Source organism: Luteitalea sp., assembly GCA_009377605.1.
Classification (GTDB): Bacteria; Acidobacteriota; Vicinamibacteria; order Vicinamibacterales; family Vicinamibacteraceae; genus WHTT01.
This window is the reverse complement of record WHTT01000003.1, coordinates 109771-135815: the sequence shown is the minus strand read 5'-3', so window position 1 is coordinate 135815 and position 26045 is coordinate 109771. Positions and strand designations below refer to the sequence as shown.

The following is a 26045-nucleotide window of genomic DNA, read 5'->3' as shown; positions in this document are numbered from 1 at the left end:
AACAGTGACCGCAGGGCTCGTCTCTCCGATGAGGGCCGCGGGAAGCGTTGCACATCTCACTTTGACGAGCGGCTGGTCAGACCGCGCTGATCGCCTGTGCAGCGCGCGGGCGATGAGCTCCTTGCCAGTGCCGGTCTCTCCAGTGATGAGCACCGGAAGGTCCGTGGAGGCGACCTGATCGAGGGCATCAAGCACGATACGCATGGCCTCGGACTGGCCGATGACCTCGCCGAACGCTCGTGTGCGACTGAGCTCGGAGCGGAGCGCCACGTTCTCCGCCTCGAGCTGATCGCGCAATCGGCGAATCTCGTCGTTCGCCATCGCATTGGCCGTTGCCACGCCCATGGCGCGCGCCACATCCTGAAGGACCGCCAACTCCAAGTCGCGGAAGCCGCGGGGCACGCGACGCGCGAAGACCGCGACGCCGATGAGCGAGCCACGAACCAGCAAGGGAATGCTCGCGTACGCCCGAATGCCAGCCGCAGCGAGCCGTCTCTCGTGCGGATACCAGGCGGGCTCCGCGAGCAGGTCGGCGCAGATATAGGGCCGCCCGGAGCGTATGCGCGCGGCAAGCACCGAGCCGGCATGCGGCCTGAGCGGACGATCGGGAGCACCCTCGAGCGGGCGCTTCATCGCCATCAGAACCGTTGCCGCGGCCTCAGGCGCCTCACCCACGAGATGAAAGGCGTAGGGGCGCCCGCCCTTTCCCTCCTCGAACCCGATGAGGCTCACCGCATCGAACGCGACGAGCGGCACCAGCACGTCGGCCACGGTGACCAGCACCCGGTCCAGGTCCCGCTCGGCGTTGATGGCCTCCCAGGCGCACAACACGAGAGCATGCCGGTCCCCGTCGCCAAGGGGCAGCGACGGGGCCTTCCGCCGAGATCGCACACCTCAGTCTAACAAGCATCGGTCGCGAATTCGCAAGATGTTGTGAATCCGGAACCCGCTGCGGCCGGACGGCGTCTGCGAGATCGTGAACAGCGTCCCGTGACGTCATAGACTCCTTCTAGGTAGGGCCGCCTCGCCGAGGCGGCCGTGACGGCGCGGGAGGCTGACGCGCCCTACCATCGTGCCTCGTCGACGCGTTCTGACTTGCGAGCTCCGACCCTTGACAGAAATCGTCAAGGGTCGCGTTCTCAAGGGTTCTAGCGGAGAAACTCATGACCCTCTATTCAATCGTCCTCTTCCTGCACGTCGTAGGCGCCCTCGGCTTCTTCGGGGGGTTGGCCATCGAGTGGCTCGAGCTTCGTCAGATGCGGCGGGCGACCAGCCACGAACAGCTCCGTGAGTGGTTGCAGGCGCTCGGCTCACTCGGCCGGCTCGTGGGACCGTCGCTGCTCATCCTGCTCGTGACCGGCATGTACATGGCGGCCACCGTGTGGCCGTATCCCTGGGTCGGCGTGGCGCTCGTGGTGCTGTTCCTGTTTCCCATCCTCGGGATTGCGTTGGGTGGCCGGCGGATGCGGCGAATGGTGAAGGAGCTAGGAACCGCGACCGGACCGGTCGGCAGCGCGCTCGACGCGCGCGTCCACGACCCGATCTTCATCGTCTCGTGGCGCCTCCGGACGGCGCTCGCCCTCGGTATCGTCTATCTGATGACGACCAAGCCTGTCATCGGCCACGCGCTGATCGCCGTCGCGGTCGCTGCGGTGGTCGGCATCATCTGGTCGCTGCCGCTCCTGGCTGGTCGAGGTCGCGCTCAGGCGACGGTGGTGACGGAGCGGTGAAACGACCTCGTGAGAGAGATCGGCGCGTCGACGGCGCTCAGCCGTGGACGCGCCGTCATGCTCCATTACCACTCGTAGCGCAGGTTGGCCTGCATGCAGCGGCCCGCCGCGCCGTCGCACGTAGCCAGCGTCGAGTTGTACCGACCGAAGCTCTCTGCGCGATCCGGGAGCACATCGAGGTCCGACACATTGAAGCGCGGCGTGTTCGTCAGGTTGAATATGTCCCAACGGAACCGCAGGCGGTGGCCGAACGGGAACGTGAACGACTTGCTCACGCTGAAGTCGATGCCAAAGTAGCCATCGCCCCGCAGGAGATTACGAATGCCGGTCTCCCCCGGGAGGTCGCGTCTGAAGAAGCCAATGGCTTCTTCGGGATTCTCGAATGGGCTCGGGAAGCCGGTCACCGCATCCTTCGTCCGTCCGGTCGGCGGCAGATTGCCCGGATCGACGAGCGAAGCATTGCCCTGCAGGTTCCAGTTGGTCGCCCAGCAGGAGCGGCAGTTGATGACGTTGAACGGATAGCCGCTCGTCCAGCGGAAAATACCGCTCATTGCCCATTCCCCAATGATCGCGTTCAGCGGACCGCCGACGTCGCCGCCGATGGCCTTCCCCGTGCCGAACGGCAGTTCCGTCAGCCAGCTGAAATTGAGCTGGTGCCGAACGTCGTAGTCCGAGTTGGAGTAGTTCAAGTCCGGCTCAAACGTATTGACCAGGAAGCCGGAATAGCCGCCTGCTCCAGCGTTATCGAAGTCATCGCCCCGTTCCGCTTCGGAGGCGTGATCCTTTGCTTCCGACAACGTGTAGTTGAGATGGAATTGAACGCCGTGCGAAAAGCGCTTGGTTAGTGAGAGCTGGAGCGCGTGGTACTCGGATCGACCGATGGTGCTGCGCGCCGACAACGCATCGTACTGTTCGGCGAAATACGCGAAGGGGCCGAAGCGGCTGCATGCTGGATCACAGAACTGATCCATCAGCCAGAGACCGGTGATGAAGTCCGGCGAGACGGCCTGATAGAGATCGGCAACGGCCTGCGTGGCACTGAGGCCGCCCCCTGCCGCGCCCGGAAAGAGATTCTCCCAGTACGAAATCGGCGCCATGCCGTCGATACCAGTGGCGGAGTTGTCGATGAGCAGCCCCGCCGCCGTGAAGTAGTCCATCCCCGACGCGGGATCGACGAGGTTCAGCGGCATGGCCAGGTCTCGACGAACCAACTGGTTACGTCCGATTCGGCCGACGTACGCCGCCTCGATGCCAAACCCTGCGCCAAGGTCGCGTCCAACCACGACGTTGAAGACGTGCGAGTACGGCGTCACGATGGTGTCGTCGATGCTCTGAGTGATGACGCCAGCGCCGGTTTCGGGAGTTTGAGGAAAGGCACCGGGTGGCGCAGGCTGCAGGAGCTGAGTCGGCTCCACGTCGAGCCCTTGGAAACGCGCATCCGGGTTTGTCTCGTTCACGGTGTTGACCGGCGTCGTCAAGAGAGTGGACAACCCAAAAGAGCCATCCGCGTCGAACGACGTGGCCAGCCCGGCGCCAATACGGTCGTAGACCAACGAGTAACCGCCTCGTACCACGGTCTTCTCGGTCGGTGTCCACGCAGCGGACACGCGCGGTCCAAAGTTGTTGTAGTCCCAGTCGTAGAAGCCACGCCCATTGTTCTTCGGCCCGGCAGGTTCGAAGATGACGAGCGGGCTCGCGCTCGACGGAACGCCAGCCAGCATGTTCGTGGCCCGCTCGGCGAACCATTCCCCCATGCTCGGCTGCGGCGCTACCTGGACACCGTTCGCTTCGTAGGGCGGCGAGTACAGGCTGTAGCGGACGCCAGCTGACACCGTGAGGTTGTGCCTGACCTGCCAACTGTCCTGGACGTACAGGTCGTACTCGTCGGCCGCGTAGAGCCGCGCCACCGGGTCTCCGATCGGCAGAGTCGCCCCATCGATGCCGTAGTTGTACCTCGAGGTCGTCGATGACATCACGCCGAGCATGTGAATGAACGGATCGGTGTATCCGGACTCGCCGTCGGGCGACACCGCCGGCAATCCTGAGCAGTCTGCCGGTGCCGGGCACTGTCCTCCCGGCATGTACAAGCGACCGACACTCTCGACCCACGACGGGTTCGAGTTGAACGTGTGGAACGAGTTCTCGTTCGTAGAGTTGTCGTTCCGGATCCAGCGGAAGTTCACGCCCGCCTTCAGCGTGTGTTGCCCGAGCAGCCAGGAGAAGTCGTTCGTGATGTTGTGCGTGCCGAGCTCGCGCCCAAACGAGTCGCTGTAGTCTGTGATGTCGTCGATGAAGCGAAACGTGATGGCATTGCTCGTCTGCAGTCCGAGCTCATCCTGATTGATCAGCGTGTAGCCGTACCGCAGGGTGTTGATCATGTTGGATCCGAGCACCCAGTCGTGGCCGATGGCAAAGCCCCAGTTGTTGGTGGTCGACGTGCTATTGGCCGACCCATCAGGAAACTGCGGCTCATCCACGTCTTCGTCATCCTGGAAGTTGAGCCTGCCGAAGAGGCTGTGCGCGCCGCCCGGCTTGTAGTCGATCCTGCTTACGTATGTCCGGAACTGCTTCTCGAGCGGTGCCGCAAATCTGAAGCTGTCGATGTTGCCCGGGTAATTGCCTGATTCGTTCGACGACGGTAACTGCTGGAAGAGCTCCATCGCCGCCAGATTCGGGCCGATGTGCAGTGGATCGACGCGACGGATGTCATCGGGGCTCATACCGTAGAAGCCGGGCGCCACCTGGTGTGATCCCGTGAACCCCTGGACGCTCCCCCCCGGACACGCCGCCGGGTTGGCACATTGGTACATCAACACACCGTCGCGGAACGAGTCACTCGGGACATCTCGGGATACCACCGACTCGCGCTCGTCATCGAGCCCTTCGAAGTTGAAGAAGAAGAACAGTCGATCACGCTTCACGGGGCCGCCAACCGAGAACCCGTAGATGTTCTTGTTGAGCAGCGGCGCCTCGCTCGGCTCGTCGGCGGCGAGCTGCGAGAGCTTCAGGAAGTATTCGTTGGCCGAAAAGCGCGTGTCGCGGTTCACCCAATAGCCGGCTCCGCTGAAGCTGTTCGTCCCGCTCCGCGTGACCAATGAGACCTGCGCGCCCGACGACCGGCCCTGATCAGCGCCGTAGTTACTCGTCGTGACCCGGAACTCCTCGACCGAGTCGAGCGTGACGCGCAGCGCCGACGTGAAGGCGCTCTGGTTCTCCGCGTCGTTCACGTCGATGCCGTCCAGTGTTGCGCTCGACTGGTCCGCCCGCGAGCCGCTCACCGCTCCGTAGCGCGGGTCCATGTTGTCGGGATCATTGGGATCGGCCACCGGAATGTAGGTCACGCCGGGTTGCAGGCTCAGCAGGCCAACGACGTTTCGCCCTTCGAGTGGCAGCTCGCGAATCTGTGTGCCGCTGATGACGTTCCCGAGCGACGCATCGGTCGTGTTGATAACGGGAACCTCTGCTGCAACCTCCACGACCTCGGAGAGACCGCCAACCATGAGGGTGACATCGGCGCGTGAGGTCGAGTCGACCTTCAGGCCGATCTGCTCGATGACCGCCGCCCGGAAGCCAGACAACTCGACGCGTAGGTCATAGGTTCCGGGAGATACGGCGACAAACTGGTAGGTGCCGGATTCGCCGGACACCGTCTCACGTTGAGCGCTGGTGGCCAGGCTGGTCAGCACCACCGTCGCGCCGGGCAGCACACCACCCTGCTCGTCAGTGATCCTGCCTTGCAGCGCAGACGTCCCCGACTGCGCGCGTGCCCCACTTGGCAGAGTGGCAAACAGGAAGGCTGCGACCAACAGCGCGAGCGTCCGCCTACATCGGATGATGTGGAGAAATCGAATCACGTTCACGTTCCACCTCCCTCAAAGCCGCACGGGCCCGGATAGGCGAGAAGGGCCCACAACCACGTGCTCGCGTCGGGCAGGAGGTGACGCGAGACGTTGAAAGAGCACGGCACATTCGCTAAACGCGCCCTACCATCCGCGGAAGGTAGGGACGCTCGCCGAGGCGTCCGTTACTGCAGCTCTTAGCTTCCTTCCAACGCTTGAGCCTGTCAAGGTAGTGTCATGCCGAAGGCCGCGCCGATCCCCATCCGAGCGAGCAGGAGCGCGAACGCCACGAGCAACCCGATGACCGCTCGATGCTCGCGGTTGCGCCAGACGCGCTCGACGCTGAACTGCCGACTGACCGGCGATACCGCACCATTCCGGTAACGGTCGTAGCTGGGTCCGAACTCTCGGCGCAAAAACGCGTCCTCGGTGGCGATTGCGGCACGCATGGTGAGCACCAGATAGCCGCCGATCAGCACCGCTGCCGCCACGCTGCTCGACGCAACCGCTAATCCCGCGCCCATGATCGCTGAGCCCACGTAGAGAGGATGACGAACGAACCGATATGGTCCCGACTGCGTGACCTCTCGACTCTTCTCGACATGTCCGGCGGCCCAGACGCGCACCACCTCGCCCACGAAGGCGACGGCGATTCCCAGCGCGAGTGTCCTCATCGTCGGCCGCGCCAGCCAGAACACGGCGACACCTGCCAAGAACCCGAGCGAAACGCGCCACCGCGCCAGCCACCCGGCGAGTCCTTGTTCTCCTTCCAGTGCCATTGAAACCTCGAAGGTGGGTGATGGGGTGAGGGGGTGAGGGGGTGAGGGGGTGAGGGGGGATGATCATCCAATCACCCTCTCACCTTGTCACCTTGTCACCCTCTCACCTTGTCACCTTGTCACCTTGTCACCTTGTCACCTTGTCACCTTGTCACCTTGTCACCTTGTCACCTTGTCACCCTCTCACGCTGTCACCTTGTCACCCGTCATCCTGCTGCGATCGCTCGGCCCTGGCCCCAAGCCGGCGCACCACGGCTGCCTCCACTTCATCGACGGTCAGCCCACCAAGACACCAGTCAGCGCTCGTGCAGCGTCGCTTGAAGCGACACTGGCAGTCGGCGTAACGCGACAGCGTGACGTCGCTCGGGTGCCACGGGCCATTGCGCGTCGGATCGGTGGGCCCGTAGAGGCCGACAACCGGAGCACCGACCGCCGCCGCCAGGTGCAGCGGCCCGGTGTCCCCGGACACCATGAGCGTGGCGTCACGCGCGAGGGCGACGAGATCCGACACCTCCGTTGCTGGGGCCATGCGCGCGGCACCGTGCGAGAGCCGTTCGATGGTTGCTGCAAGCGACTCCTCTCGCGGTCCCCACAGCACCAGGCTCCTGAGCGCCCGACGCGCTTCGAGTCGCCGCGCGAGCTCCGCAAAGCGCTCGGCGGGCCATCGCTTGTTCGGCCATGCCGCACCCGGGTTCATGAGGACGAGGCCGTCGTGCGCGCCCATCAGGCTTCGCGCGACCGCCGGCACGGGAGACGCGACGACGCGTAGTGGAAAGGCTTTCTTCAGGTGCGACGTCCAGTTGCGCGCATCGCGCACCCCGATGGCATCGAGCAGCGACAGGTTCTTGTCGATGACGTGGCCCTCGTCTCGTCCGCCGGTCTCTCTGTACAAGAAACGTGCGGCCGGCTCACGTAATGAGTCGCGGGGAAAGCCCACGACGCGGCGCGCGCCGCTGGCCACGGCGAGTAGCGCCGACTTCACCAGACCTTGGAGGTCCAGACAGATGTCGTAGTGCCGGGCACGGAGGTGTCCGATCGTCCGGCGAAGCCCCAGAGGGCCTCGCATCTTACCCACACTGATCGGGACGATCTCATCCAGCCCCTCGACCAGCTCGACGAGCGCCAGGTGTTTTGCGTCGACCAGCCAGTCGATGCGTGCGTCGGGCCACATCGATCGCAGCGCGGCCAGCGCCGGCAGCGCGTGGACGATGTCGCCCAGCGCACCGAGCTTGACGATCAGGATGGCAGGTGCGTTCCGAGGGCTCGCCGGTGGTTGCTCGACGTTCGGCGCTGTGCGAGAAGAGTCGCTCATCAATCGTCGGCCCAGGACGCGCTCAGGCGTCACGAGCAATCCGCGCGAGCAGATCTCGCGTCGAGTGGTCTTTCGGATCGCCGACGATCGCAATGCGGCCACCATAGCCGATGACCATGTCACGCTCCGGCACCGACATCGTCGTATAGTCCGTTCCTTTACAGTGAACGTCGGGTCGCAGCCGCGTGATGACCTCGGCAACCGTGCGGCCCCCGAAGATTGCGACGTAGTCCACTCCGCGTACGGCTGCAACCAGCTCCGCCCGCTCCACGGCGGTCAAGATCGGACGCCCAGCGCCCTTGAGCTCCCTCACGGACAGATCGTCGTTGATGGCCACGACGAGACAATCGGCCTCTGCCGCCGCCGCCTGCAGGTAACGGAGGTGTCCAACGTGCAGGAGGTCGAAGCAGCCGTTCGCCAGGGCGATACTGCGGCCGGCGGCGCGCTCGGCCGCCGCCACCGCTTCGAGCCCTTCCAGAGACACGATTCGGCCCGCCGGTGTCGCCTGCGTTGACATTCGTAATGTACCCTGTCCCGATCCGCCCGACCTAAAGGTCGGGCCTACACATTTGACGGCGGCACGACCAAGGTCGGGCGTTGTACGTCGACCTTTAGGTCGGGCGCTCCAAACCGAGGTCCGCTACCACGGCCCGCCGCAACTCGTCGACCGAGACCGTCGCTGTATTTCGCTTCATGACGACGATGCCGCCAGCGTAGTTGGCGAGCCGCGCCGCATCCTCGAAGCCCGCGCCAGCGGCAAGTGCCTGCGTCATGGCCGCAATCACCGTGTCGCCGGCGCCGGTGACGTCGGCAACTTCATCGGTGCCGAAGATTGGAATGTGCACCGTCGCTCGGCTCGGCTGGAACAACGCCATCCCACGACTGCCACGTGTCACGAGCACGGCAGCCATGCGCGTGCGTGTCAACAGCTCTCGCCCAGCGCGCTCGAGGACGCGCGAATCCTCATTCATCGGTCTGCCGAGGAGCTGCTCGACTTCTGCTTCATTCGGCGTGCAGGCCGTGAGACCATGGTAGCGATCGAGGTGATAGCGTGAGTCCACGAGAATGGGAACGCGCCGCGGCCCGAGGGCCTTCTTGATCTCGGCAACGAGCGACGGCGAGCCGAGGCCGGAGCCATAGTCCGAGATGAGGACGGCGTCGCATCGAGCGAGCGCGCCCAGGAGTCGGTGGCGCATGCGCTCGCGCACCATCGCGACCGGCACTCGATCGGTCACACGATCGATCCTCACCACCTGTTGCTTGGCGGCATGCACGCCGCCCGCGAGGACACGGGTCTTCGAAGGTGTGCGAAAGCCGGCGACGGGGATGAGACCGCTCGTGTCGACCCTGGCATGAAAGCCCTCGAGAAGACGCGTCCCGGTCTCGTCCCGCCCAACACAGCCAAATGCGTGCGTTCGTGCGCCGAGCGAGGCGGCATTGTTGGCGGCGTTTCCCGCGCCACCCGGGATGAGCTGCGTTGAATCGTATTCGAGGATCAGAACGGGCGCCTCCCGCGAGACACGCGCCACGCGCCCGTAGATGAACTCATCGGCAACGTAGTCGCCCACAACGACAACTCGGAGGTGGGCAAATCGATCGATGATCGCCAAGAGCCGCTCGCTGGCTTTTGGATCTCGTCTGTCCCGGTCTCCGGTTCGTCCCGCTCGGCTCCCGGCTGCCCTCCTCTTGGTAGAGCGCCCCTTCATGAGTGTCGGAGAATCCATCCGGCCGCTTCCATCAGGTTCGCGAGGATCGCGTCGGCGGCGAGGCCGTCCTGCGGCTCCGACGCCGACGTCTCACCGTATCCGGTCCGCACCAAGAGGCCACGCGCGCCGCAGCTCGCCGCCAGCCCGACATCCAGCCAGCGATCGCCAACGACCCAGGAGCGCGCCACGTCCAGATCCAGGTCACGCGCTGCGCGCTCAACGAGGCCGGCCCGCGGCTTGCGGCAGGAGCAGTCGCTGGTGTAGGCGGGCACCGTCCCGCGTGGGTGGTGCGGGCAATAGTAGTAGGCGTCGATCCGTGCCCCTCCTCGGCGCAGGCGCACATCGAGCGCTTCGTGCACCGTCCTGACCGTCGACTCCTCCAGCAGTCCGAGCGCGACACCCGACTGATTCGTCACGACGACCAGCTTGAAGCCGGCCCGTTGGAGAAGGCGGAGCGCATCGACCGTCCAGGGAAACAGCTCGAGCTGCTCCACGCGCCGCAGGTATCCCACCTCCGCGATGAGCGTGCCGTCACGATCGAGGAACACCGCAGGTGACATCGTCGATATCCTACATCCTCGACAGTTTCTCGACGGCTTCCACCGCCCGCGCGGGCGGGATCCGGCGCATGCACCGGTGATCGATGGGACACTCACGCAGGAGGCACGGGCGGCACCACGCATCGGAGTGCAGGATGACGTGGCGTCCGATCGGCGCCGTCGCATGTTCGTCAGTCGATCCAAAAATGGCGACGACGGGGGTCCCCAGCGCGGCGGCAATGTGCATGGCACCGGAATCGTTCGACACGAAGGCGCTGCAGCGATCGACGAGACCAATGAGCAGCGCGAGGTTCGTCTTGCCGATCGTGTCGAGGAGCCGCGTGCGTGCCACCGATGGGCCGAGGGCGGATACGATCGCCCGGCCTGTCGCCTCATCCTGTGGCGCGCCAACGAGAAGCGGTGTCCACCCGGCTGCAACGAGCCCGTCGATGAGCGAGGCCATGAGATCCGGCGGGTACTGCTTGGCACGACCGTATGCCGCACCGGGTGCCACGCCAACCAATGGCGTCGATGGATCCCAACCCATCGCCGCAAGCTGCTCGTCCGCGCGCGCCTGGACCTCTGCCGTCGCCCGCAGATAAGGCATCGCAGGGTCAGGCTCCAACGCCGGCGCGCGCGGCGCCGCATCCGCACCGCTCTCCGCCACCAGGCCCAACGCTCTGACGAGCGCAACGTAGTACGCGGAATGGTGCGCGCTCTGTGGCTTCGCGTCTCGCCGGCGCACGGCGCGCGTTAACAACCGTCCACGTGCGTCTCGTCGATATCCCCACCGCTCCCGGATTCCGGCGCGAGAGGCCGCCAACGCCGAGCTGAACGAGTTGGTGAGCAAGACGGCAAGGTCCGGCCGTGCCCCCGCGAGGCTTGCGATGTCGCCGGAGAGTCTTCGCAGTCCGCCGAGTCCCTTGGCCCCGGGAAGCGGCACGACCTCGTCGACATCTGGTGCAAACGAGAAGAGCGTGGCTGTCCCCTGCGGCGCCGCCACGGCGAGATGCGCCCCTGGCTCCGACCGGCGGACGAGCCGAATGGCGGGCAGCGCCATGACCATGTCGCCCAGCCAGTTCGGCGCACGGACGAGAATCCGCCGGCCTGGCATCAGCTTTCCAGCTCTTCGCGGGCGCCGGCGGGGAACATTCCAGGCGTGCGCTCGTGCTGCACCTCGTCGCGCCAACGCCGGTGCATCCAGAGCCACAGGGCAGGATACCGCCGCACGTACATCTCGAGCACGTCCGTGCAGCGCTGCGTGAACACCCTGAGCGGATCCGGCGTGTCGGCATCCGGCGGCGGTACGGCGTGCTCGTAGATCATCCGATAACGACCGTCGCCAATCGGCACGGCAAACACCGGAATCACCGGTGCGCCGGTGCGGAGCGCCAACGCCGCGACGGCCGAGGTCGTCGCGGCCGGCCGATTGAAGAAATCGATCACGACGGCTTCTGGGGTATGAATGTGCTGATCGATGAGGAGGCCGACACCCTGATTCGTGCCCAGTGCTCGCAGGATGCGGCGTAGACCCCCGCGTCGCTGAATCACGATGTTGCCTGTCGTGGTGCGCACGCGCCCGAGGAGCTCGTCCAGCAGCGGGTTGTCCAGCGTGCGGGCTACGACAGCGATCGGCGGAAAGACGAGACTGTGCGCGATTGCCTGAATCTCCCAGAATCCGAAGTGTCCTGTGACTAAGAGCGCGCCGCGTCCCTGCGCGAGGGCGCTTCGAACGCGGTCTTCACCCTCGATCTCGACCAGCGCCAGCATCTCGTCGCGCGACAGCCCGCTGAACCGAAGCAGCTCGAACAACAGCCGGCCGAAGTGCGCGAACACACCTCGGGCGATGGCACGGCGCTCGGGAACCGACCGTGTCGGAAAGGCCGACGCGAGGTTGCTCAGCGTCAGCCGGCGATGCGGCCTGTCCAGCGTGTAGAACCCGAGGCCGAGCAGCGTGCCGAGCGCGAGCACCATCCGCTGTGGCAGCGCGCGCACCAACGTTGTGGCGGTGCTGACGCCCAAGTACTCGAGACGATGCCGAAAGCCCGACTGGTTCACAAAGTGAGCTTAGCGTACTGACCCACCACTCCTGCTCCGCGACGTAGCGCACGGCCTTTCCGCCGCCGCGGGCCGAGGGGCCTCAAGGCCCCTCCCTACAGGGACCTTATGACCGGCCGCCTCGAGCTTGCCGGCCAGCCACGAGAAGAACGCTTCTCGCGGCTCGATATCGACGGCGAGCGGAACGACCGCCGCCGGAAACGGCAGCTCGCCACGGGCGTCGAGCCGCACCCCGTCCTTCTCCGTGGTCAACACGGCAACAGCACCGGTCTCCTGCATTCGCGTGGCCACGCGCCCGAGATCCTGCTGGCTGAACGGATGATGATCCGGAAAGCCGAGCGCGTCGGTCAGTGCCCAGCCGGCGGCGCGGAGGTGGTCGAAGAAGCGCTCGGGCTCTGCAGTTGCGGCGACGCCCACGACGCGCGCGGGCGGCGCCAGCGCCGGTACGCCGAGGCTCGACGCTAGTGGTCGCGGCACGCCGTGACGATCGCGCGCGATGAACTGCGGGGGCCGCAGCTCATTGTCGCTCGGACGGTCGCGAGCGGTGTCGTGGGCGGCCCCGAGCCAGATCAACGCGTCTGCAACATCGAGCACATCTGGCGACTCGCGAAGCCGACCGTGCGGCAAGACCCTCGCAGCCGTCACGTCCTGAGGATCCACCGCGACCAGATCGACATCGCGCGCCAAGGCGAAATGTTGAAAGCCATCGTCGAGCAGATGAACCGTGCAGCCCAGGCGCGATTCGGCCAATCGTCCGGCCAGATACCGATCCGCACAAACGACCACCGCGCACCCCGTGAGGTTCTGCGCAAGGAGGAAAGGCTCATCTCCGGCCTCGGTCAGCGGCGCGAGCACCCTCTCGGCGTCTCGCACGACCACCACGCCATCTCGAGGCTGCTCTCGCGCATAACCACGGCTCAAGATTGCCGGGCGCTCACCCTTCTCGATGAGCCACCGCGCCAGCGCCGCCACAATAGGTGTCTTGCGCCGTCCGCCCACGGCAATGTTCCCCACGCTGATGACTGGCCGATGGAGCGTGCGTCGCGCGTCCGGATGCGCGCGATACCATCGCCGCCGACGCCGAGCCATCACCGCGTAGAGCGAGGAAAACGAAAGGACGCCTGTCATCTTCGTCTCGTGACTCATCTGAAAAAGATGGCCGGCATCTTTTCGTTTTCCTCCCGGCGGGGCGGAGGCAGCAGTCGTTCGATCTCCTCGAGCGTGCGCGCCTTCGCACCGCGGTTGGCTTCGACCAGCGCACGTGCCGCGGCGCCCATGCCGGTACGTCGCACGGGGTCGTCCAGCAATTGGCGCACTTCGGTCGCGAGGTGAACGCCATCGCGTATCTGCACTGCCGCGCCTTTTCGCAGGAACTCGTCGGCAATCTCGGCGAAGTTGCGCATGTAGGGCCCGAAGAGAATCGGCTTGCCGAACAGCGCTGGCTCCAGGATATTGTGTCCGCCGCCATCGACGAGACTCCCTCCCACGAAGACGACCGTCGCGATCTGATAGAGGCGCGCAAGCTCGCCCATCGTGTCGAGGACGATCACCTCGTCTCGGAGCTCGGCGTCGATCTGCAATTCCGTCCGTCGCGTGGCTCGGTAGCCTTCCTCGGACGCAAGTTGAACGACCTCGTCGAACCGCTCTGGGTGCCGCGGCGCCAGGATCAGCAGCGCATTCGACACCTTTCGCTGCACGCTGCGGAACGCCCGAAGTACCGTCGTCTCCTCACCGCGCAGCGTGCTGGCCGCGATGATCACGACGCGCGATTCCGGCATACGGAAGTAACGCAGGACACCGTCATCACCCCGCCCTACGGATCCGGCCGCAGCCCAGTCGAGAGAATCGAACTTCAAGCTGCCCGTGACGACCACGCGCGATGGATCCGCGCCGAGCGCGATGAAATGCTGTCCCGATGTCTCTCCCTGCACCAGCAGAAGGTCCACGTCGGCGAGCACGCGACGAAAGAACGGCTGGGCGAGTCGATAGCGCCTGTGCGAGCGCACCGATAGCCGGCCGTTGACCAGGACCGTTCGAACCCCGCGGGCGCGACACGCACGGAGGAGATTGGGCCAGAGCTCTGTCTCCATCATGACGAAGAGCTCCGGCCGAACCGTATCCAGAGCACGGCGGATCGGCCACGCCCAGTCGAAGGGAAGGTAGAAGACACCGTCGATCGACGCCACACGCGTTTGCGCCACTTCCTGTCCGGTGCGGGTCGTCGTCGAGAGGAATAGCTTGTGGCTCGGGTAACGCTTGCGGAGACCGTCGACGAGCACCCGCGCCGTGAGCGCCTCGCCCACCGACACGGCATGGATCCAAATCGAGGGCTCGCGCTCGACGTTGAGCGACGACGGCAGGGAGCCGAGCCGTTGCGAGAATCCCCGAATGTACTTTCCATCCCGGAGCGCACGATAGGCAAAGTAGGGTGACGCGAGGAGCAAGGCCACGAAGCTCAGGACACTGTAGAACAAGTACATTGGCGGCATGCTCCCGGCGATCTCGTCGCCTCGGAGCGCACAATCCGTAGCCCTCACATGCGACTGTATTAGAATACGAGGTTCTGGGCGCGTCCGTCGCCCCTCCTCATCCGCCCTTGCTCACGTCGTGAGCCTCGGCGGGACAAGTCCGCCATCGCGCAACCCGCCCGGCCTCGCCTTGCGAAGGGGGTTTGCCTCGGGTGGAGCTGGTTCTTAATTCGGTCCGGGAGGACGCATTCATGGCCATCAAGGTCGGCATCAACGGCTTCGGTCGCATTGGACGGAATATCTTTCGAGCGTCGATGGGGTTCGACGATGTGGATTTCGTGGCGGTCAACGACATTACGAATGCCGCGACCCTTGCGCACCTGCTGAAATACGACTCGATCCTCGGCAATCTCGAGGCAGATATCCGCGCCGACGGCGACAAGCTCATCGTCGGCGACGACCAGTTCCAAGTGCTGTCGCAGCGCGACCCCGCCGCTCTCCCATGGAAGGATCTCGGCGTAGATCTCGTCTTCGAGTCCACAGGACTGTTCACCAAGCGCGACGACGCTGCAAAGCATCTCTCGGCGGGTGCCAAGAAGGTCATCATCACCGCGCCGGCCAAGGGCCCCGATCTCACGGTTGTCATGGGCGTCAATGACGACCAGTACGACCCGGCGAAGCATCACGTGATCTCGAACGCCTCCTGCACAACCAACTGCCTCGCACCAGTAGCCAAGGTGCTGCACGAAAGCTTTGGTATCAGGAAGGGATGGATGACGACGGTGCATTCGTACACGAACGACCAGCAGTTGCTGGACCTGCCCCACAAGGATCTCCGGCGGGCGCGGGCGGCGGCGCTCTCGATCATCCCGACGACAACGGGCGCTGCCACGGCGGTCGGAGCCGTGTTGCCTGCACTCAAGGGCAAGCTGGATGGCTTCTCCATGCGCGTGCCGACGCCAAACGTGTCCGTCGTGGATCTCTCTGCCGTGCTGGACAAGAAGACGTCTCGCGAGGAGGTTAATGGTGCGCTCAAGGCAGCGGCCGACGGGCCGCTCCGTGGATTGCTCGCTTACACGGAAGAACCGCTGGTGTCCATTGATTTCCGCGGTAATTCGAACTCGTCGATTGTCGACGGCAGCTACACTGCCGTGATGGATGACGACTTCGCCAAGGTCGTCTCTTGGTACGACAACGAGTGGGGCTACAGCATGCGGTGCGTCGATTTGTTGCGATACATCGCAACGAAGGGGTTGTAGTCGATCAAGGGACCAAGGGACCAAGGGATCAAGGGACCGAGGGATCAAGGGATCAACGTGGTGAAACGAACCATCAAAGATCTGAACCTGCAGGGGCGTCGGGTGTTCATCCGTGTGGACTTCAACGTGCCGCTCAAGGGTGGAGTGATTGGGGACGACACGCGCGTCCGGGCGTCGCTGCCGACCCTTCGCTTCGCGCTGGCGCAGAATCCACAGGTGGTGGTTCTCGCGTCACATCTCGGCCGGCCGAAAGGCGAGCCGCATCCGGAGATGAGTCTGCGGCCCGTGGCTGCTCACCTCGCTGAGCTCTTGAATCGGCCCGTCACCTTTGCAGAAGACTGCATTGGTGAGCCCGCGCGTGCGGCTCTGCGCGATGCCGGAGACGGTGGCATCGTCCTCTTGGAGAACCTGCGTTTTCACAAAGAGGAAGAAGCCAACGACGAGGCGTTTGCGAAGGAGCTGGCGTCCTTGTGCGACGTCTACGTGGACGATGCGTTCGGGTCGGCGCATCGGGCACATGCGTCGACGGAGGGTATGGTGTGCGCGGTGAAGGAGGCCGCCGCGGGCCTCCTCATGGCGCGCGAGCTCGAATATCTGGGCAAGGCGCTGGAGCGACCGGAGCGGCCGTTCGTGGCGGTGCTCGGAGGCGCGAAGGTCTCCGATAAGCTGGAAGTGATCGAGAACCTCCTCACGCGCGTGGACAGTTTGGTGATTGGCGGCGCGATGGCCTACACGTTCCTCAAGGCGCGTGGCGTGCCGGTGGGCAAATCGCTCGTCGAGACGGCGCTCACCGGAACGGCCGCCGACGTGGAACGGCGGGCCAAGGCACGCAGGGTCACACTGGCGTTGCCAACAGATCATGTCGTCACCGACAGAATCGCGCCGGATGCCGAAGGCGAGCGGCTTGCCGTCGGCGATCCTGCAATTGGCGACCGAATGGGTGTCGACATCGGCCCGGAAACAGCCACCGACTACGCCGAGCTCGTGAAGGGGGCCAAGACGGTGGTCTGGAACGGTCCAATGGGGGTGTTCGAGGTGGACCGCTTCGCCGCGGGCACCACCGCAGTCGCGCGAGCGGTGGCGGAGGTCGAGGGCACGACGATCGTTGGAGGCGGCGACTCGATTGCAGCGATAACGAAGGCAGGCGTGGCCGACCGCGTCAGCCACATCTCGACCGGCGGCGGTGCGTCGCTCGAGTTCCTGGGTGGGCGCACACTGCCGGGGGTGGCTGTGCTGCCCGACGCGTAACGAGGATTGACAAGCGAGAATACTTCGATGCGCATGCCGTTTGTGGCAGCCAATTGGAAGATGTACAAGACGGTCCACGAAGCCGTGGCCTTCGCCAAGCAGTTCAAGAGCGCGGCAAAGGACCTGGTTGACATGGAGATCGTTCTGGCGCCGCCGTTCCTGGCGCTACACGCGGTCGCGGACGCGGTACGGGCAACCGGCATCGCCGTGGCCGGACAGGATTTGTACTGGGAGCGCGAGGGAGCGTTCACGGGTGCAGTGAGTGGCCCCATGCTGCGCGAGGCAGGCGCAGAGCTCGTCATCATCGGCCACTCGGAGCGTCGCCGCCTGTTTGGTGAGACGGATGAGACCGTGAGCCGCAAGGTGCATGCGGCATTCAGCGCAGATCTGACGCCGATTGTCTGCGTCGGTGAAACACTCGAGCAGCGGGATCGTGGGGAGACGCTGAGCGTCCTCGACCAACAGCTCACGCGCGATCTGGATGGACTCTCGGGCGAGCAGGTCGGTCTGCTGGTGGTGGCCTACGAGCCAGTGTGGGCGATCGGCACGGGACGGAACGCGACACCCGAGCAGGCGGCGGAAGCCCACCAGCATATACGGCAACGGCTGCGAGGCTGGTTTGGCGCCGACGCCGCGGACCAGTGCCATGTGATCTACGGCGGCAGCGTAAAGCCGGACAACACCGCCGAGCTCATGCGCCAGCCTGACGTCGATGGCGCCTTGGTCGGTGGAGCGAGCCTCGACGTGACCGGCTTCCTCGCCATTGTCAACGCCACCCGCGTGGCCGCCGCGAGAAAGTAACCGGCGCGGCGGACGGGGGGCCGGGCCTGGCGCGATGCGGGACGTCGCGCTAGAATCAAGTTGGTATGCTCTATTACATCCTGACGACGGTGTATGTGGTCGTTTGCCTGCTGATGATGGTGGTCGTCCTCCTCCAGCAGGGGCGCGGGGACGTTGCGAGCGCCTTTGGAGGCGCGGGCACCCAGACGGCGTTTGGCGCGCGCCAGGGTGCGACCGTCCTCACCAAGGCCACGACCGTGCTCGGTGCGCTGTTCATGATCGGCGCCCTCCTGCTCGCCGTTGTCGGACAGCGTGGTCCGGGCTCGCTTCTGAGTGGTGTCGGGGCCCCAAAACCCGCCCAGCAGAGCGCGCCAGCGAAGCCGGCGCCCACGACCCCGCCCGCATCGCAAGAGGAAACTGGAACGCCGCAAGGGCAAGAAAAGCCGTCTGGTCTGCCCCAGCAGGACTCGGCAGACGAAAAGCCAGCACCGAAGGCCCCGGCAAGCGAGAAGCCAGCACCGAACGCGCAGGAGAAGCCGGCGTCCAAGCCCCCGTCGAAGCCGTAGTGCGGCACGGCGCGCTCGCCGAACGCGCCGTGCTAGAATTTCTAGCGGACCGCGGGCTCCGGCCGCGCTCCCCGACGCTCACTTGCGAGCCCCGAAACTTGACCCAAATGCGTCAAGTTTCGGGTTCTCAAGGGTTCTAGTCCGGCCCTGAGGGTCGGGCCTACACGGTTCCCGGCGTGTCACGTTCAACGCGCGTCCCACTTGCGGAAGTGGCGGAATTGGCAGACGCACCAGCTTGAGGGGCTGGCGGTGGCAACATCGTGGGGGTTCGAGTCCCCCCTTCCGCACCAAACTCCATTTCATTTCGTTTGGCGCTCACGGTCGTTCTCAGCCATCGACCTTCGGCGCTACGCGCCTCGGTCTTCAGGGTCGAGTCCCCCCTTCCGCACCAATAACTTACGGCGATTTTGAGCGGCCGTGAGTTGTCAAGTTGTCAAGCCTGTTGTCAAAAATCCGGCGCCGATTCCTGGCTTTCCCGGTGGCCCATCGCGTCCGGTCGTACCTATGCGGAGCGGCGGACCCGACCCAGGCCGGCCGCAATATACGGCAGAGCTGATTTCCCCGGTATTTGAAGCGAATCCGAGAACACAAACAACTCGCTGCCTTCGTAGGCGCGGGTGGCGCTGTATTGAAGGGCATAGGAGAATTTCCGCCGGTTGCGGTACAGCGCCGCGATGGCGGCGTGCGAGTCGTACGACACGATCCACGGCCGGCGCAGCTTCGTCTGAATGGTGTGCGCGAGGCGGACGTGATCTTCCGGGCGAGGCGCGGGGCGAGCCGCTTCATCGCCTCGGCAAGGATGCTCAAGGGGTAGGCGCCGGCCCAGCGCGCCTTCTGCTGTGCGGTGACGTTCCTTCCTTCCTTCAGGTACGCTTCGAGCAGATCGAGCGCCGGTTCCGCTGCGTTGTTCGCATCGCGGTTGTGGCGCGCGCGCGCCACCGCGTTCCACTGGTCGCGGCCGGCCTTTTCGCCCTTGCCGTGCGCAAGCGTAACGATGCGATCGACCGTCTGGGCGTCGGTGGGTTCATAAATGGTGCAGGGCACTTCGGCGTTCTGGCGCCGCCAGTCGGCGGAGACGGCCTTGATGGCGCGCCGGATGTCATCGGGAACCGTGAACCCGTTGAGCGGCAGGATGCCATGAATCAGTTTCAGCGCCGCGACACGGCGGTTCCCCTCGCGCACGCTCAGGACGCGAGGCTTGTTGCCGCGCAGCACGATGACGCTCTCGGTCGGCAAGTAGCCGTCTTGCAGCAGGCTGTCGGTCAACGCCCAGAAGCGGTCGGGGCTCGTTGAGATTATCGCCTCAATCGCGGTTTGCTCGTCCGGCTGGGATATCGTGCGGTAGTTATGCAAGTCGAGCGCGAGTTCCGAGACGCGCACCAGTTTGGTCTGGGGCATAGTTTACTTTCATCTCCGCGGTCGCTGCCCGCTGAAGGGTGCCCTCGCATGGTGTGGGTGCCATGATGCCACAAGCCCATCGCTGGTGCGCTCGGGCTGTGGTCGCTCGGGCGGAATGTCAAGTTTTTTTGCTCAAAAACTTGACATCATGCTTGGGTGCGGCCACAGTCGAGCGCATGGCCGAGCGCAGAAAACCTCCGAAAGGACCCGGACAGATCGCCAGTTGGGTCCGCCGACAGATCCAGGATGGCGGCGAACGGCTGTGGCGTTTCGAGGACTTTCCGGAGGCTCCCGTCTCCGCCGTCGCGCAGGCACTGTCCCGCCTCGCGCGCCAGGAGGTGCTGCAGCGCATCAGCAAGGGCGTCTACTACAGGCCCCGCGAAACGCCCTTGGGCAAGAGCGCCCCGAACCCGGCCGCAATCCAGAGGCTTGCATCCCAGCGCAACGTCGTCTTCCCGGCCGGAATCGCGGCTTCTAACCTCCTGGGATTTACGACGCAAACGGCCGGCCGGGGCGAAGTCGCGACGAGCGGGTTCCGGCTGCCGCGAAAGCTACTGGGGAGCGACACGGTCGTTCACACGCGCAGGCCCGAGGCCTGGGTGCGGCTATCGGACACTGACGCGGCGCTTCTCGATTTCCTGCGCCGCGCCGGCAAAACGAGCGAGCTCTCGCCCGAGGACACCGTCGCGCGGACCCTCGCCCTCTGCCGCGAAGGCGGGCGGTTTGAGCGCCTGGTGGGCCGTCATCAAGCGCAAGGTGTCCGATGGGATGGACCTCGAGCTGCTGAGTCGGCCCGGGTACGAGCTGCGGATTGAAACGCGGATTCGTGTCAGCCACGCCCCGCGTCGCGTCAACCTCCATGCGAACACGCAGCGAACGACCGACTTCCACAGTCACTTGATGGAGTTCGATATCCCGGACACGGACGGCTGGCACACGATCAGCCTGACGACCCGCGATTTCCCTGCACAGACCGGCGACTCGGTGTTCGCTCAACTTGCGCTCATCGACTGGGGCCTCGAGAAGTACCGCGTCGACGTCGATTACTTCAAGGTGGACATCATCGAGGTCGCGCGTGCGGGGCCCGATCGGGGTGCACAGGTCCCATATCATCCGCCGATACCTGATCTCGCCAGTTTCCGGCAGGAGGTTCGCGCCGGCGAGGATGCCATCATCGACCTCGATAATCCTGATGTGAATCTGAACAACTGGTACGTCCAGGATGGCGCCTCGAAGAAACACCTGCTCACGGTCAACGGCACGATGTACGTGATCCTGCGCTTCGATCTCGGAGCGTTCGACGGACGCCAGATCGCAGACCACGGGCTCCTCGAGCTGACGACCCACTCGGTCCAGCGCACCTCCGATCCGTTGAAAGACTTCGGCCTGGTGCGCGTGGTCGAAATTCTGGGTGGTGACCCGGCCTGGGATGAGCGGACGGTGACCGCCGACAGCCTGAGGCGCGGGACACCGCTGTCCCGCGTGTTGAACTCACAGATGATCATCGATTGGCCCGTGACCGAGGGCGACGGCGGCAAGACCTACTTCACGATCTCGCGACCTGTCCTCCAGCGAATGATCGATGGGCAGACGCTGGGGTTAGCCATCAAGCCGCTCGGGTCCATCACCGCGTCCTTCTACTCGAGCGAAAACGGCGAGCCCTCGCTCGGTGCTCGCATCCTGTTCAACGCGAGGGAATGACCGCGCGGAGAGGGCGGCCACAATCCTCGTCGAAGGCGACTACTTGTAGCGCACCCCGTGCTTGATGACGATGTCCACGTCATCGAGCTTGTCGATATAGCGGAGGACGTCCCCCTTGACCGCGATGATGTCCGCGTATCCGCGATGATTTCCTTGGGCAGCCCCAGGTGCCACTCTGTGCTGTCCAGCTTTTCCGGATTGTGGCTGGCTCACTGTTCAACGGCTTCGGCAGGAATGCCTCGCAGCTCCTGTCGTGCCCCAACGAGCGGAATGCAGATGTGCGTGACGAGATCCTCCGGGGCCGTTTTTGCCGGATCGTTCATGTAGATCTCATGGCACGGCTGGTTGGCAGCGTCCCGCTCGCTCGAGGGCAGCCACTGCCCAAAGAGCCAACGATAGCTCTCGTGCAGCTTCTCGTACGGACCACGGTGAATACCTATGGCATATTCACCCGTGGGCAGATCGATCAGCTCGAATCCTTCCGGCGCGGGACCAAAGCTCTCCGCGACGGTGATGCCCGCATGAGCACGCAGGTCGGCGACCGGTGTGACGTCCCAGTCGTCGTAGTAGATACCAATGGATGCGGTATCCGGCCCGAGTAGACCTCGTTGGCCGGCGAAGGCACACACGCGGTCGAACGCCTGGCCGATGCGCAAGTAGTCGCCCTTGTATGCGGTGGCGAGCAGGCGACGTGCAGGCTGGGTCTCGATGCTTACCTCGATCATGTTGGAATCCTCCTGAAGTGGCACGAACCGGGACACCACATCGTCAATCCCATAGTGCACGCCGCACAACGCGCGACGAAACATGAGCGGTTCCGACTGCTTTCGGAGCTCCGCAGGCGGCGCGCCGAAGTGGGCGCGGAACGCGCGCGTGAACGGCTCGTGCGCTCCATAGCCGGCCGCCAGCGCAATCTCGATGACGCTACGGTCTGTGCGGCGCAGCTCGCCGGCGGCACGTTCCAGTCGTATCCGGCGGACATGCTCGCGAAGTGACTCGCCGACAAGGCCGCTGAAGATGCGATGGAAGTGGTACCGCGAGAAGTGCGCCACGCGTGCGCATTCGTCTGGCGTCAGCTCGTTGTCCAGATGCTCCTGGACGAAACGGAGCACGCGCCGAATGCGATCGAGATAGTCGGTCCTGGTCGTCGCTCGCAACGGGATTGACCTCGAATGGTGCCGGCCCATACCGGCGTGATGTCGGCAGTATCGCGTGAGCCGCTGCGGCCGTCTTGACCGTCCGTGCGCAATTCGCGCCTCTCAGTCGTGTTGCGGATCAGCAGCCGCTCGATTGCGCTGGGCAATACGGACTTGCGTGATGATCAGCCGTCGCATCGATCTGTGGTTCGTCACCAGATCAGCCGCAGGCCGAACTGCATCTGCCGCATGGTCGAGTCGCCGGCCACATCGACGATCTGGCCCGCACCAGGACCGTCCACGGTGTTGTTCGGCTGGCCGAGGTTGGTGTGGTTGAACACATTGAACGCGTCGACGCGGAATTCGAGCTGCGTGTCGTCGAACAGGCGGAACGTCTTGGCGAGCGACCAGTCCGCATTGTAGTAAGAAGGCCCACGCAGGATATTGCGTCCTGCGGTGCCCTGCCGGTACGGATCCGGCACCACAAAGGCGGCAGGATCAAACCATAGGTCTCTCGTCGGATCGGACACTGACGGATCGCCGACGAGATCCGGTCGCAGGCGGAACTCCGAGTTGAGCGTCGAGTTGTTGGCCATCAGGGGCATGACAGGCAACCCGCTCGCGAATACGGCAAGGCCACTGAAGCTCCAGCCCTCCACCATGTGCCGCACGACCCCGGTCGCATTCGGCAGGAAACGCTTGCCCGGCCCGAACGGCAGCTCGTAGACGTGGCCAACGGTCAGGACGCTCGCCCGATCGCGGTCGGCAACGCCGCGGTCGTTCCGGATATTCTGCGGGTCGGTCACCACGTCGTAGGTGCCGGAATCGATCGTCTTGGACCAGGCATAGCTCGCTACCAGTGCCAGGTCTTCGGTGGCGCGCTTTTCCACCTTGACCTGAAGGCTGTGGTAGTTGGACCTTCCGCTGTTACCGCGCCAGACGATGTTCTGCGTGTAGCCGAACTGGTCGAACAGTGGGCGCCGCGGATCCAGCGGACCCGGTCCTGGAACGGGCAGATTCAGCGGGATGTTGAAGTAGAGGTCTCGCCCGACATTGCCGACGTACCCGACTTCGAGCGAGAGCGTCGGCGCGAGCTCACGCTGGAGCGTGACGTTCCAGGCGTCCACATAGCCGGTGTCTCGGTCAAATGGGTTGAAGGTCATGTTCTGCCCGACGGGCAGCGGGAACATCCCGCTCTCTGGGATGGTCGGGAACGTGAATCCAGGCAACTCGCTACCGAGGGTCAGCGCCCGGCTGAATGTCGTCTCGTTGAGAATCTGTTGGTTGCCGAACAGCGGGTAGTTACCCGAAACCAGCACATTGAAGACGTTTGGAAAGTAGCTGCGGCCCGCGCCAGCACGGATGACCGTCTTCTCATTCAGCAGATAGCTCAATCCTAGACGCGGGGCGACGTTGTTCATGTCGGTCCGCACGTTGACGCGGTTCGAGACATCCCCAACTCCCGCGATCAGCACCATGCCGGTGGACAGATCGAGGTTCGATCCTGCACCGGTGGGTGTGGAGGGCGGCGTGTAGATTTCATACCGCAATCCGTAGCTGAGCGTCAGCTTGGGCGTGATCTTCCATGTGTCCTGGGCATAGCCGAACAGGTGAGTCTCGGACTCGTGACCAACATTGTCTTGCAAGTTGAACTGGCGATTGAAGGAGGTGGTCTCGCCCAGCAGCAGACTGGCGGTGGCGAAGCCGGAATTTGGCACGCCAGCCGCCGCGGTCACACCAGGGGTGAACCCGAACGTGCCGCGGCGCGCGGCATTGCTGATCCGAAGGTTTGAATAGCGGCGGATGTCGGCGCCGAACTTCGCGGTGTGGCTCCCCTTGATCCACGTCAGGGTCGCAGCCCACTGGTGATGGTTCAGGACCTGATCCAGCGGGCAGTTGCACGCTGCCGACCCGCCCATGCTGAACTCACCCACGCCCGTGACGTCGATGCGGGAAAGGCCGCTCGTATTCACGTCACCCGTATTGATGCCGGGGAGACCCACCTCGGTCGAGAAGTTCGTCCCAGCATCGGCGTGCAGCACCTGCACGTCGTAGCGCGAGTAGCCGTATCGCGCCTCTATCAAGAGGGTGGGACTCAAGACATGATTCAGGTTGAGGCTCAGGTTGTGGTTGTTCCCCGTCGAGACTCCACCGACACCGCCGTGGAGAGATGGACCGCCAGCTTGCACGCCGTAGATTGGCGGAGAGAACAGGTCCGAATCGAAATAGATATAGCGTCCGAACAGCCGAGTGTTCTGGCCGACATAGTGGTCCACCCGGCCGGAGTACTGATTCGTGTCGAACGTGGTCGAGCCGGACGCAATAAAGTTGTCTTCGATGCGCTCAGGGTTGGTCGGCGCTGGCAAGAGATCCAGGAGGTTGGCTGCAACCGGGTTGATGCGGTCCGAGGGGATCTGGTTCCCCGGAAGCTGCTGGCGCCCGAGGCCATTCTGATCTCCAGTGAGCGGGTCGAAGATTGGGATGAGATTGCCGTTGCTATCTCGGAGCTCGGAGAAATCGCCCTCGCGCATAGGCATGGTCGGGACCGTTGCGACCGTGGTACCGCCCAACCGCTGGCGCTGACCCTGATAGTCGCCGAAGAAGAAGGTCTTGTTCTTCTTGAGAGGGCCACCCACCGAGCCGCCAAACTGATTCCATTTCAACGGCGACGCTTCGTCCGGCTCCGTGAACGGATTGCGTGCGTTGGTGGCATCATTCCGCAGAAACTCGAAGACAGAGCCGTGCAGGCTGTTGGTGCCGGACTTCGTCTCGACCTGCGTCAGCGCGCCACCTGCCCGGCCGAACTCGGCATCCCAGCTCGAGGTGGTAATTCTGAACTCCCGGACCGACTCTTGCGTGGGAATGACAACGTTACCGCCCAGCACGTTCTCGTTGTTGTCCACCCCGTCGAGCTGCATGTTGCGCGCGCCGTTGGGCTGGCCGTTCGAGCTGATCGAGACCGAGCCTTGCGGGTTCTCTGCCAGGCCCACCTGACCAGGCTCTCTCACGGCGCCTGGCGCAAGCAACTGCAGATTCGACACGTTGCGTCCAACGGTCGGTACCTGAGTGATCACCCGGTTCTCCAGCGTCGTACTGACGTCGGCGCGCTCGCTTCGTAGAAGAGGAGCAGCCCCCGTCACAACCACTTCCTCACTGACCTGTCCGAGCGTCAAGCCCACGTCCACTCGGAGCGTGGAATCCACCGAGAGTAGAACGTTCTCCCGAACGAAGCTCCTGAACCCCTCTTTCTCGACGGTCAGGATGTACTCGCCGGCCGGAACACGTGCGTGGGTGTAGTAACCGCGGTCGTTCGTTTTGGTGCTGAAACTGACGCCCTTGTTGACTTCGGTAATGGCGACGATCGCGGCGGGGACGGCACCACCGTCAGGATCACTCACCAGTCCTGTGATCGTGCCAGAGGTGGCTTGCGTGGACACCCGTGACACGCCGGCCATGAGCAGAACAAGCACAGCAGCAAGACGGGACATGTTGGCTCCTCTCCGGGATTCTACCAGTCTCCGCCGAC

General features: G+C 64.5%; 21 protein-coding genes and 1 tRNA gene. 8 read left to right on the top strand and 14 right to left on the bottom strand.

Going from position 1 to position 26045, the window contains the following annotated elements; genetic code table 11:
- The coding region (locus tag GEV06_02035) for a GAF domain-containing protein (GenBank protein ID MPZ16684.1) at positions 1-891 on the bottom strand (891 nt) is incomplete at its 3' end.
- A gap of 272 nt (positions 892-1163) precedes the next feature.
- Here GEV06_02035 and GEV06_02030 point away from each other — a divergent pair.
- On the top strand, positions 1164-1730 hold the full coding sequence (locus GEV06_02030) for a hypothetical protein (protein ID MPZ16683.1): 567 nt from the start codon (positions 1164-1166) through the stop codon (positions 1728-1730).
- Between the two features lie 65 nt (positions 1731-1795).
- Here the strand turns inward: GEV06_02030 and GEV06_02025 are convergent, their stop codons facing one another.
- From GEV06_02025 to GEV06_01980, 10 genes are all read right to left on the bottom strand, one after another.
- On the bottom strand, positions 1796-5590 hold the full coding sequence (locus tag GEV06_02025; GenBank protein MPZ16682.1) for a hypothetical protein: 3795 nt from the start codon (positions 5588-5590) through the stop codon (positions 1796-1798).
- A gap of 203 nt (positions 5591-5793) precedes the next feature.
- On the bottom strand, positions 5794-6348 hold the full coding sequence (locus GEV06_02020; GenBank protein ID MPZ16681.1) for a hypothetical protein: 555 nt from the start codon (positions 6346-6348) through the stop codon (positions 5794-5796).
- A gap of 199 nt (positions 6349-6547) precedes the next feature.
- Positions 6548-7765, bottom strand: a complete 1218-nt coding sequence (locus GEV06_02015) for a hypothetical protein (protein MPZ16680.1) — start codon at positions 7763-7765, stop codon at positions 6548-6550.
- Entirely contained in the window at positions 7683-8177 is a 495-nt protein-coding gene (locus tag GEV06_02010) for an adenylyltransferase/cytidyltransferase family protein (protein ID MPZ16679.1), read from the bottom strand. Before GEV06_02010 ends, GEV06_02015 begins: the two co-directional genes overlap by 83 nt.
- 94 nt (positions 8178-8271) lie before the next feature.
- Positions 8272-9384: a hypothetical protein gene (locus GEV06_02005; protein ID MPZ16678.1), complete on the bottom strand. Its 1113-nt coding sequence runs from the start codon at positions 9382-9384 to the stop codon at positions 8272-8274.
- Positions 9363-10049 carry an HAD-IIIA family hydrolase gene (locus GEV06_02000; GenBank protein MPZ16677.1) on the bottom strand — a complete coding sequence of 229 codons (687 nt, stop codon included), beginning with the start codon at positions 10047-10049 and terminating at the stop codon, positions 9363-9365. The genes GEV06_02005 and GEV06_02000 overlap by 22 nt, the downstream gene beginning before the upstream one ends.
- Positions 9937-11019, bottom strand: coding sequence for a lipopolysaccharide heptosyltransferase II (waaF, locus tag GEV06_01995; GenBank protein ID MPZ16676.1), 1083 nt, complete (start codon positions 11017-11019; stop codon positions 9937-9939). The genes GEV06_02000 and waaF overlap by 113 nt, the downstream gene beginning before the upstream one ends.
- Complete coding sequence (locus GEV06_01990; protein ID MPZ16675.1) at positions 11019-11963, bottom strand: hypothetical protein; 945 nt, start codon at positions 11961-11963, stop codon at positions 11019-11021. Before GEV06_01990 ends, waaF begins: the two co-directional genes overlap by 1 nt.
- Before the next feature lie 9 nt (positions 11964-11972).
- The gene (gene lpxK / locus GEV06_01985; protein ID MPZ16674.1) at positions 11973-13109 is read right to left on the bottom strand and encodes a tetraacyldisaccharide 4'-kinase; all 1137 of its coding nucleotides are present in this window, start codon (positions 13107-13109) and stop codon (positions 11973-11975) included.
- Positions 13106-14500 carry a glycosyltransferase gene (locus GEV06_01980; protein ID MPZ16673.1) on the bottom strand — a complete coding sequence of 465 codons (1395 nt, stop codon included), beginning with the start codon at positions 14498-14500 and terminating at the stop codon, positions 13106-13108. The genes lpxK and GEV06_01980 overlap by 4 nt, the downstream gene beginning before the upstream one ends.
- 182 nt (positions 14501-14682) lie before the next feature.
- On the opposite strand from GEV06_01980, the gene gap reads away from it, so the two are divergent.
- The 5 genes from gap (at position 14683) to GEV06_01955 (ending at position 18574) form a co-directional block, all read left to right on the top strand.
- Positions 14683-15690 (top strand): type I glyceraldehyde-3-phosphate dehydrogenase, encoded by a 1008-nt coding sequence (gene gap, locus GEV06_01975; protein MPZ16672.1) that lies wholly within the window; start codon positions 14683-14685, stop codon positions 15688-15690.
- Positions 15691-15750: 60 nt separating this feature from the next.
- A complete protein-coding gene (pgk, locus tag GEV06_01970; protein ID MPZ16671.1) occupies positions 15751-16938 on the top strand; it encodes a phosphoglycerate kinase in 1188 nt (395 codons plus the stop codon).
- Positions 16939-16965: 27 nt separating this feature from the next.
- Entirely contained in the window at positions 16966-17739 is a 774-nt protein-coding gene (locus GEV06_01965) for a triose-phosphate isomerase (GenBank protein MPZ16670.1), read from the top strand.
- 65 nt (positions 17740-17804) lie between these two features.
- Positions 17805-18284 carry a preprotein translocase subunit SecG gene (gene secG, locus GEV06_01960; GenBank protein MPZ16669.1) on the top strand — a complete coding sequence of 160 codons (480 nt, stop codon included), beginning with the start codon at positions 17805-17807 and terminating at the stop codon, positions 18282-18284.
- A 203-nt stretch (positions 18285-18487) separates the two neighbouring features.
- Positions 18488-18574: transfer RNA gene (locus tag GEV06_01955), tRNA-Leu, on the top strand.
- Positions 18575-18680: 106 nt separating this feature from the next.
- Here the strand turns inward: GEV06_01955 and GEV06_01950 are convergent.
- Entirely contained in the window at positions 18681-19682 is a 1002-nt protein-coding gene (locus tag GEV06_01950) for a hypothetical protein (GenBank protein MPZ16668.1), read from the bottom strand.
- Positions 19683-19858: 176 nt separating this feature from the next.
- Between GEV06_01950 and GEV06_01945 the strand changes: the two genes are divergently transcribed.
- Both GEV06_01945 and GEV06_01940 read left to right on the top strand, forming a co-directional pair.
- Entirely contained in the window at positions 19859-20497 is a 639-nt protein-coding gene (locus tag GEV06_01945; GenBank protein MPZ16667.1) for a hypothetical protein, read from the top strand.
- A complete protein-coding gene (locus GEV06_01940) occupies positions 20451-21383 on the top strand; it encodes a hypothetical protein (protein MPZ16666.1) in 933 nt (310 codons plus the stop codon). Before GEV06_01945 ends, GEV06_01940 begins: the two co-directional genes overlap by 47 nt.
- Positions 21384-21592: 209 nt before the next feature.
- Here the strand turns inward: GEV06_01940 and GEV06_01935 are convergent, their stop codons facing one another.
- Both GEV06_01935 and GEV06_01930 read right to left on the bottom strand, forming a co-directional pair.
- Entirely contained in the window at positions 21593-22570 is a 978-nt protein-coding gene (locus GEV06_01935; protein MPZ16665.1) for a helix-turn-helix domain-containing protein, read from the bottom strand.
- A 161-nt stretch (positions 22571-22731) separates the two neighbouring features.
- The gene (locus GEV06_01930) at positions 22732-26007 is read right to left on the bottom strand and encodes a hypothetical protein (protein ID MPZ16664.1); all 3276 of its coding nucleotides are present in this window, start codon (positions 26005-26007) and stop codon (positions 22732-22734) included.
- Positions 26008-26045 lie beyond the last annotated feature (38 nt).

Excerpts from the sequence above, each read along its gene's own strand:
- GEV06_02030 (MPZ16683.1), top strand. The coding sequence starts at position 1,164 with ATGACCCTCTATTCAATCGTCCTCTTCCTGCACGTCGTAGGCGCCCTC.
- GEV06_02020 (MPZ16681.1), bottom strand. The coding sequence starts at position 6,348 with ATGGCACTGGAAGGAGAACAAGGACTCGCCGGGTGGCTGGCGCGGTGG.
- GEV06_02015 (MPZ16680.1), bottom strand. The coding sequence starts at position 7,765 with ATGGTGGCCGCATTGCGATCGTCGGCGATCCGAAAGACCACTCGACGC.
- GEV06_02010 (MPZ16679.1), bottom strand. The coding sequence starts at position 8,177 with ATGTCAACGCAGGCGACACCGGCGGGCCGAATCGTGTCTCTGGAAGGG.
- GEV06_02005 (MPZ16678.1), bottom strand. The coding sequence starts at position 9,384 with ATGGATTCTCCGACACTCATGAAGGGGCGCTCTACCAAGAGGAGGGCA.
- GEV06_02000 (MPZ16677.1), bottom strand. The coding sequence starts at position 10,049 with ATGCGTGGTGCCGCCCGTGCCTCCTGCGTGAGTGTCCCATCGATCACC.
- waaF (MPZ16676.1), bottom strand. The coding sequence starts at position 11,019 with ATGCCAGGCCGGCGGATTCTCGTCCGTGCGCCGAACTGGCTGGGCGAC.
- lpxK (MPZ16674.1), bottom strand. The coding sequence starts at position 13,109 with ATGAGTCACGAGACGAAGATGACAGGCGTCCTTTCGTTTTCCTCGCTC.
- gap (MPZ16672.1), top strand. The coding sequence starts at position 14,683 with ATGGCCATCAAGGTCGGCATCAACGGCTTCGGTCGCATTGGACGGAAT.
- GEV06_01965 (MPZ16670.1), top strand. The coding sequence starts at position 16,966 with ATGCGCATGCCGTTTGTGGCAGCCAATTGGAAGATGTACAAGACGGTC.
- secG (MPZ16669.1), top strand. The coding sequence starts at position 17,805 with ATGCTCTATTACATCCTGACGACGGTGTATGTGGTCGTTTGCCTGCTG.
- GEV06_01950 (MPZ16668.1), bottom strand. The coding sequence starts at position 19,682 with ATGCCCCAGACCAAACTGGTGCGCGTCTCGGAACTCGCGCTCGACTTG.
- GEV06_01945 (MPZ16667.1), top strand. The coding sequence starts at position 19,859 with ATGGCCGAGCGCAGAAAACCTCCGAAAGGACCCGGACAGATCGCCAGT.
- GEV06_01940 (MPZ16666.1), top strand. The coding sequence starts at position 20,451 with ATGGACCTCGAGCTGCTGAGTCGGCCCGGGTACGAGCTGCGGATTGAA.
- GEV06_01935 (MPZ16665.1), bottom strand. The coding sequence starts at position 22,570 with ATGGGCCGGCACCATTCGAGGTCAATCCCGTTGCGAGCGACGACCAGG.
- GEV06_01930 (MPZ16664.1), bottom strand. The coding sequence starts at position 26,007 with ATGTCCCGTCTTGCTGCTGTGCTTGTTCTGCTCATGGCCGGCGTGTCA.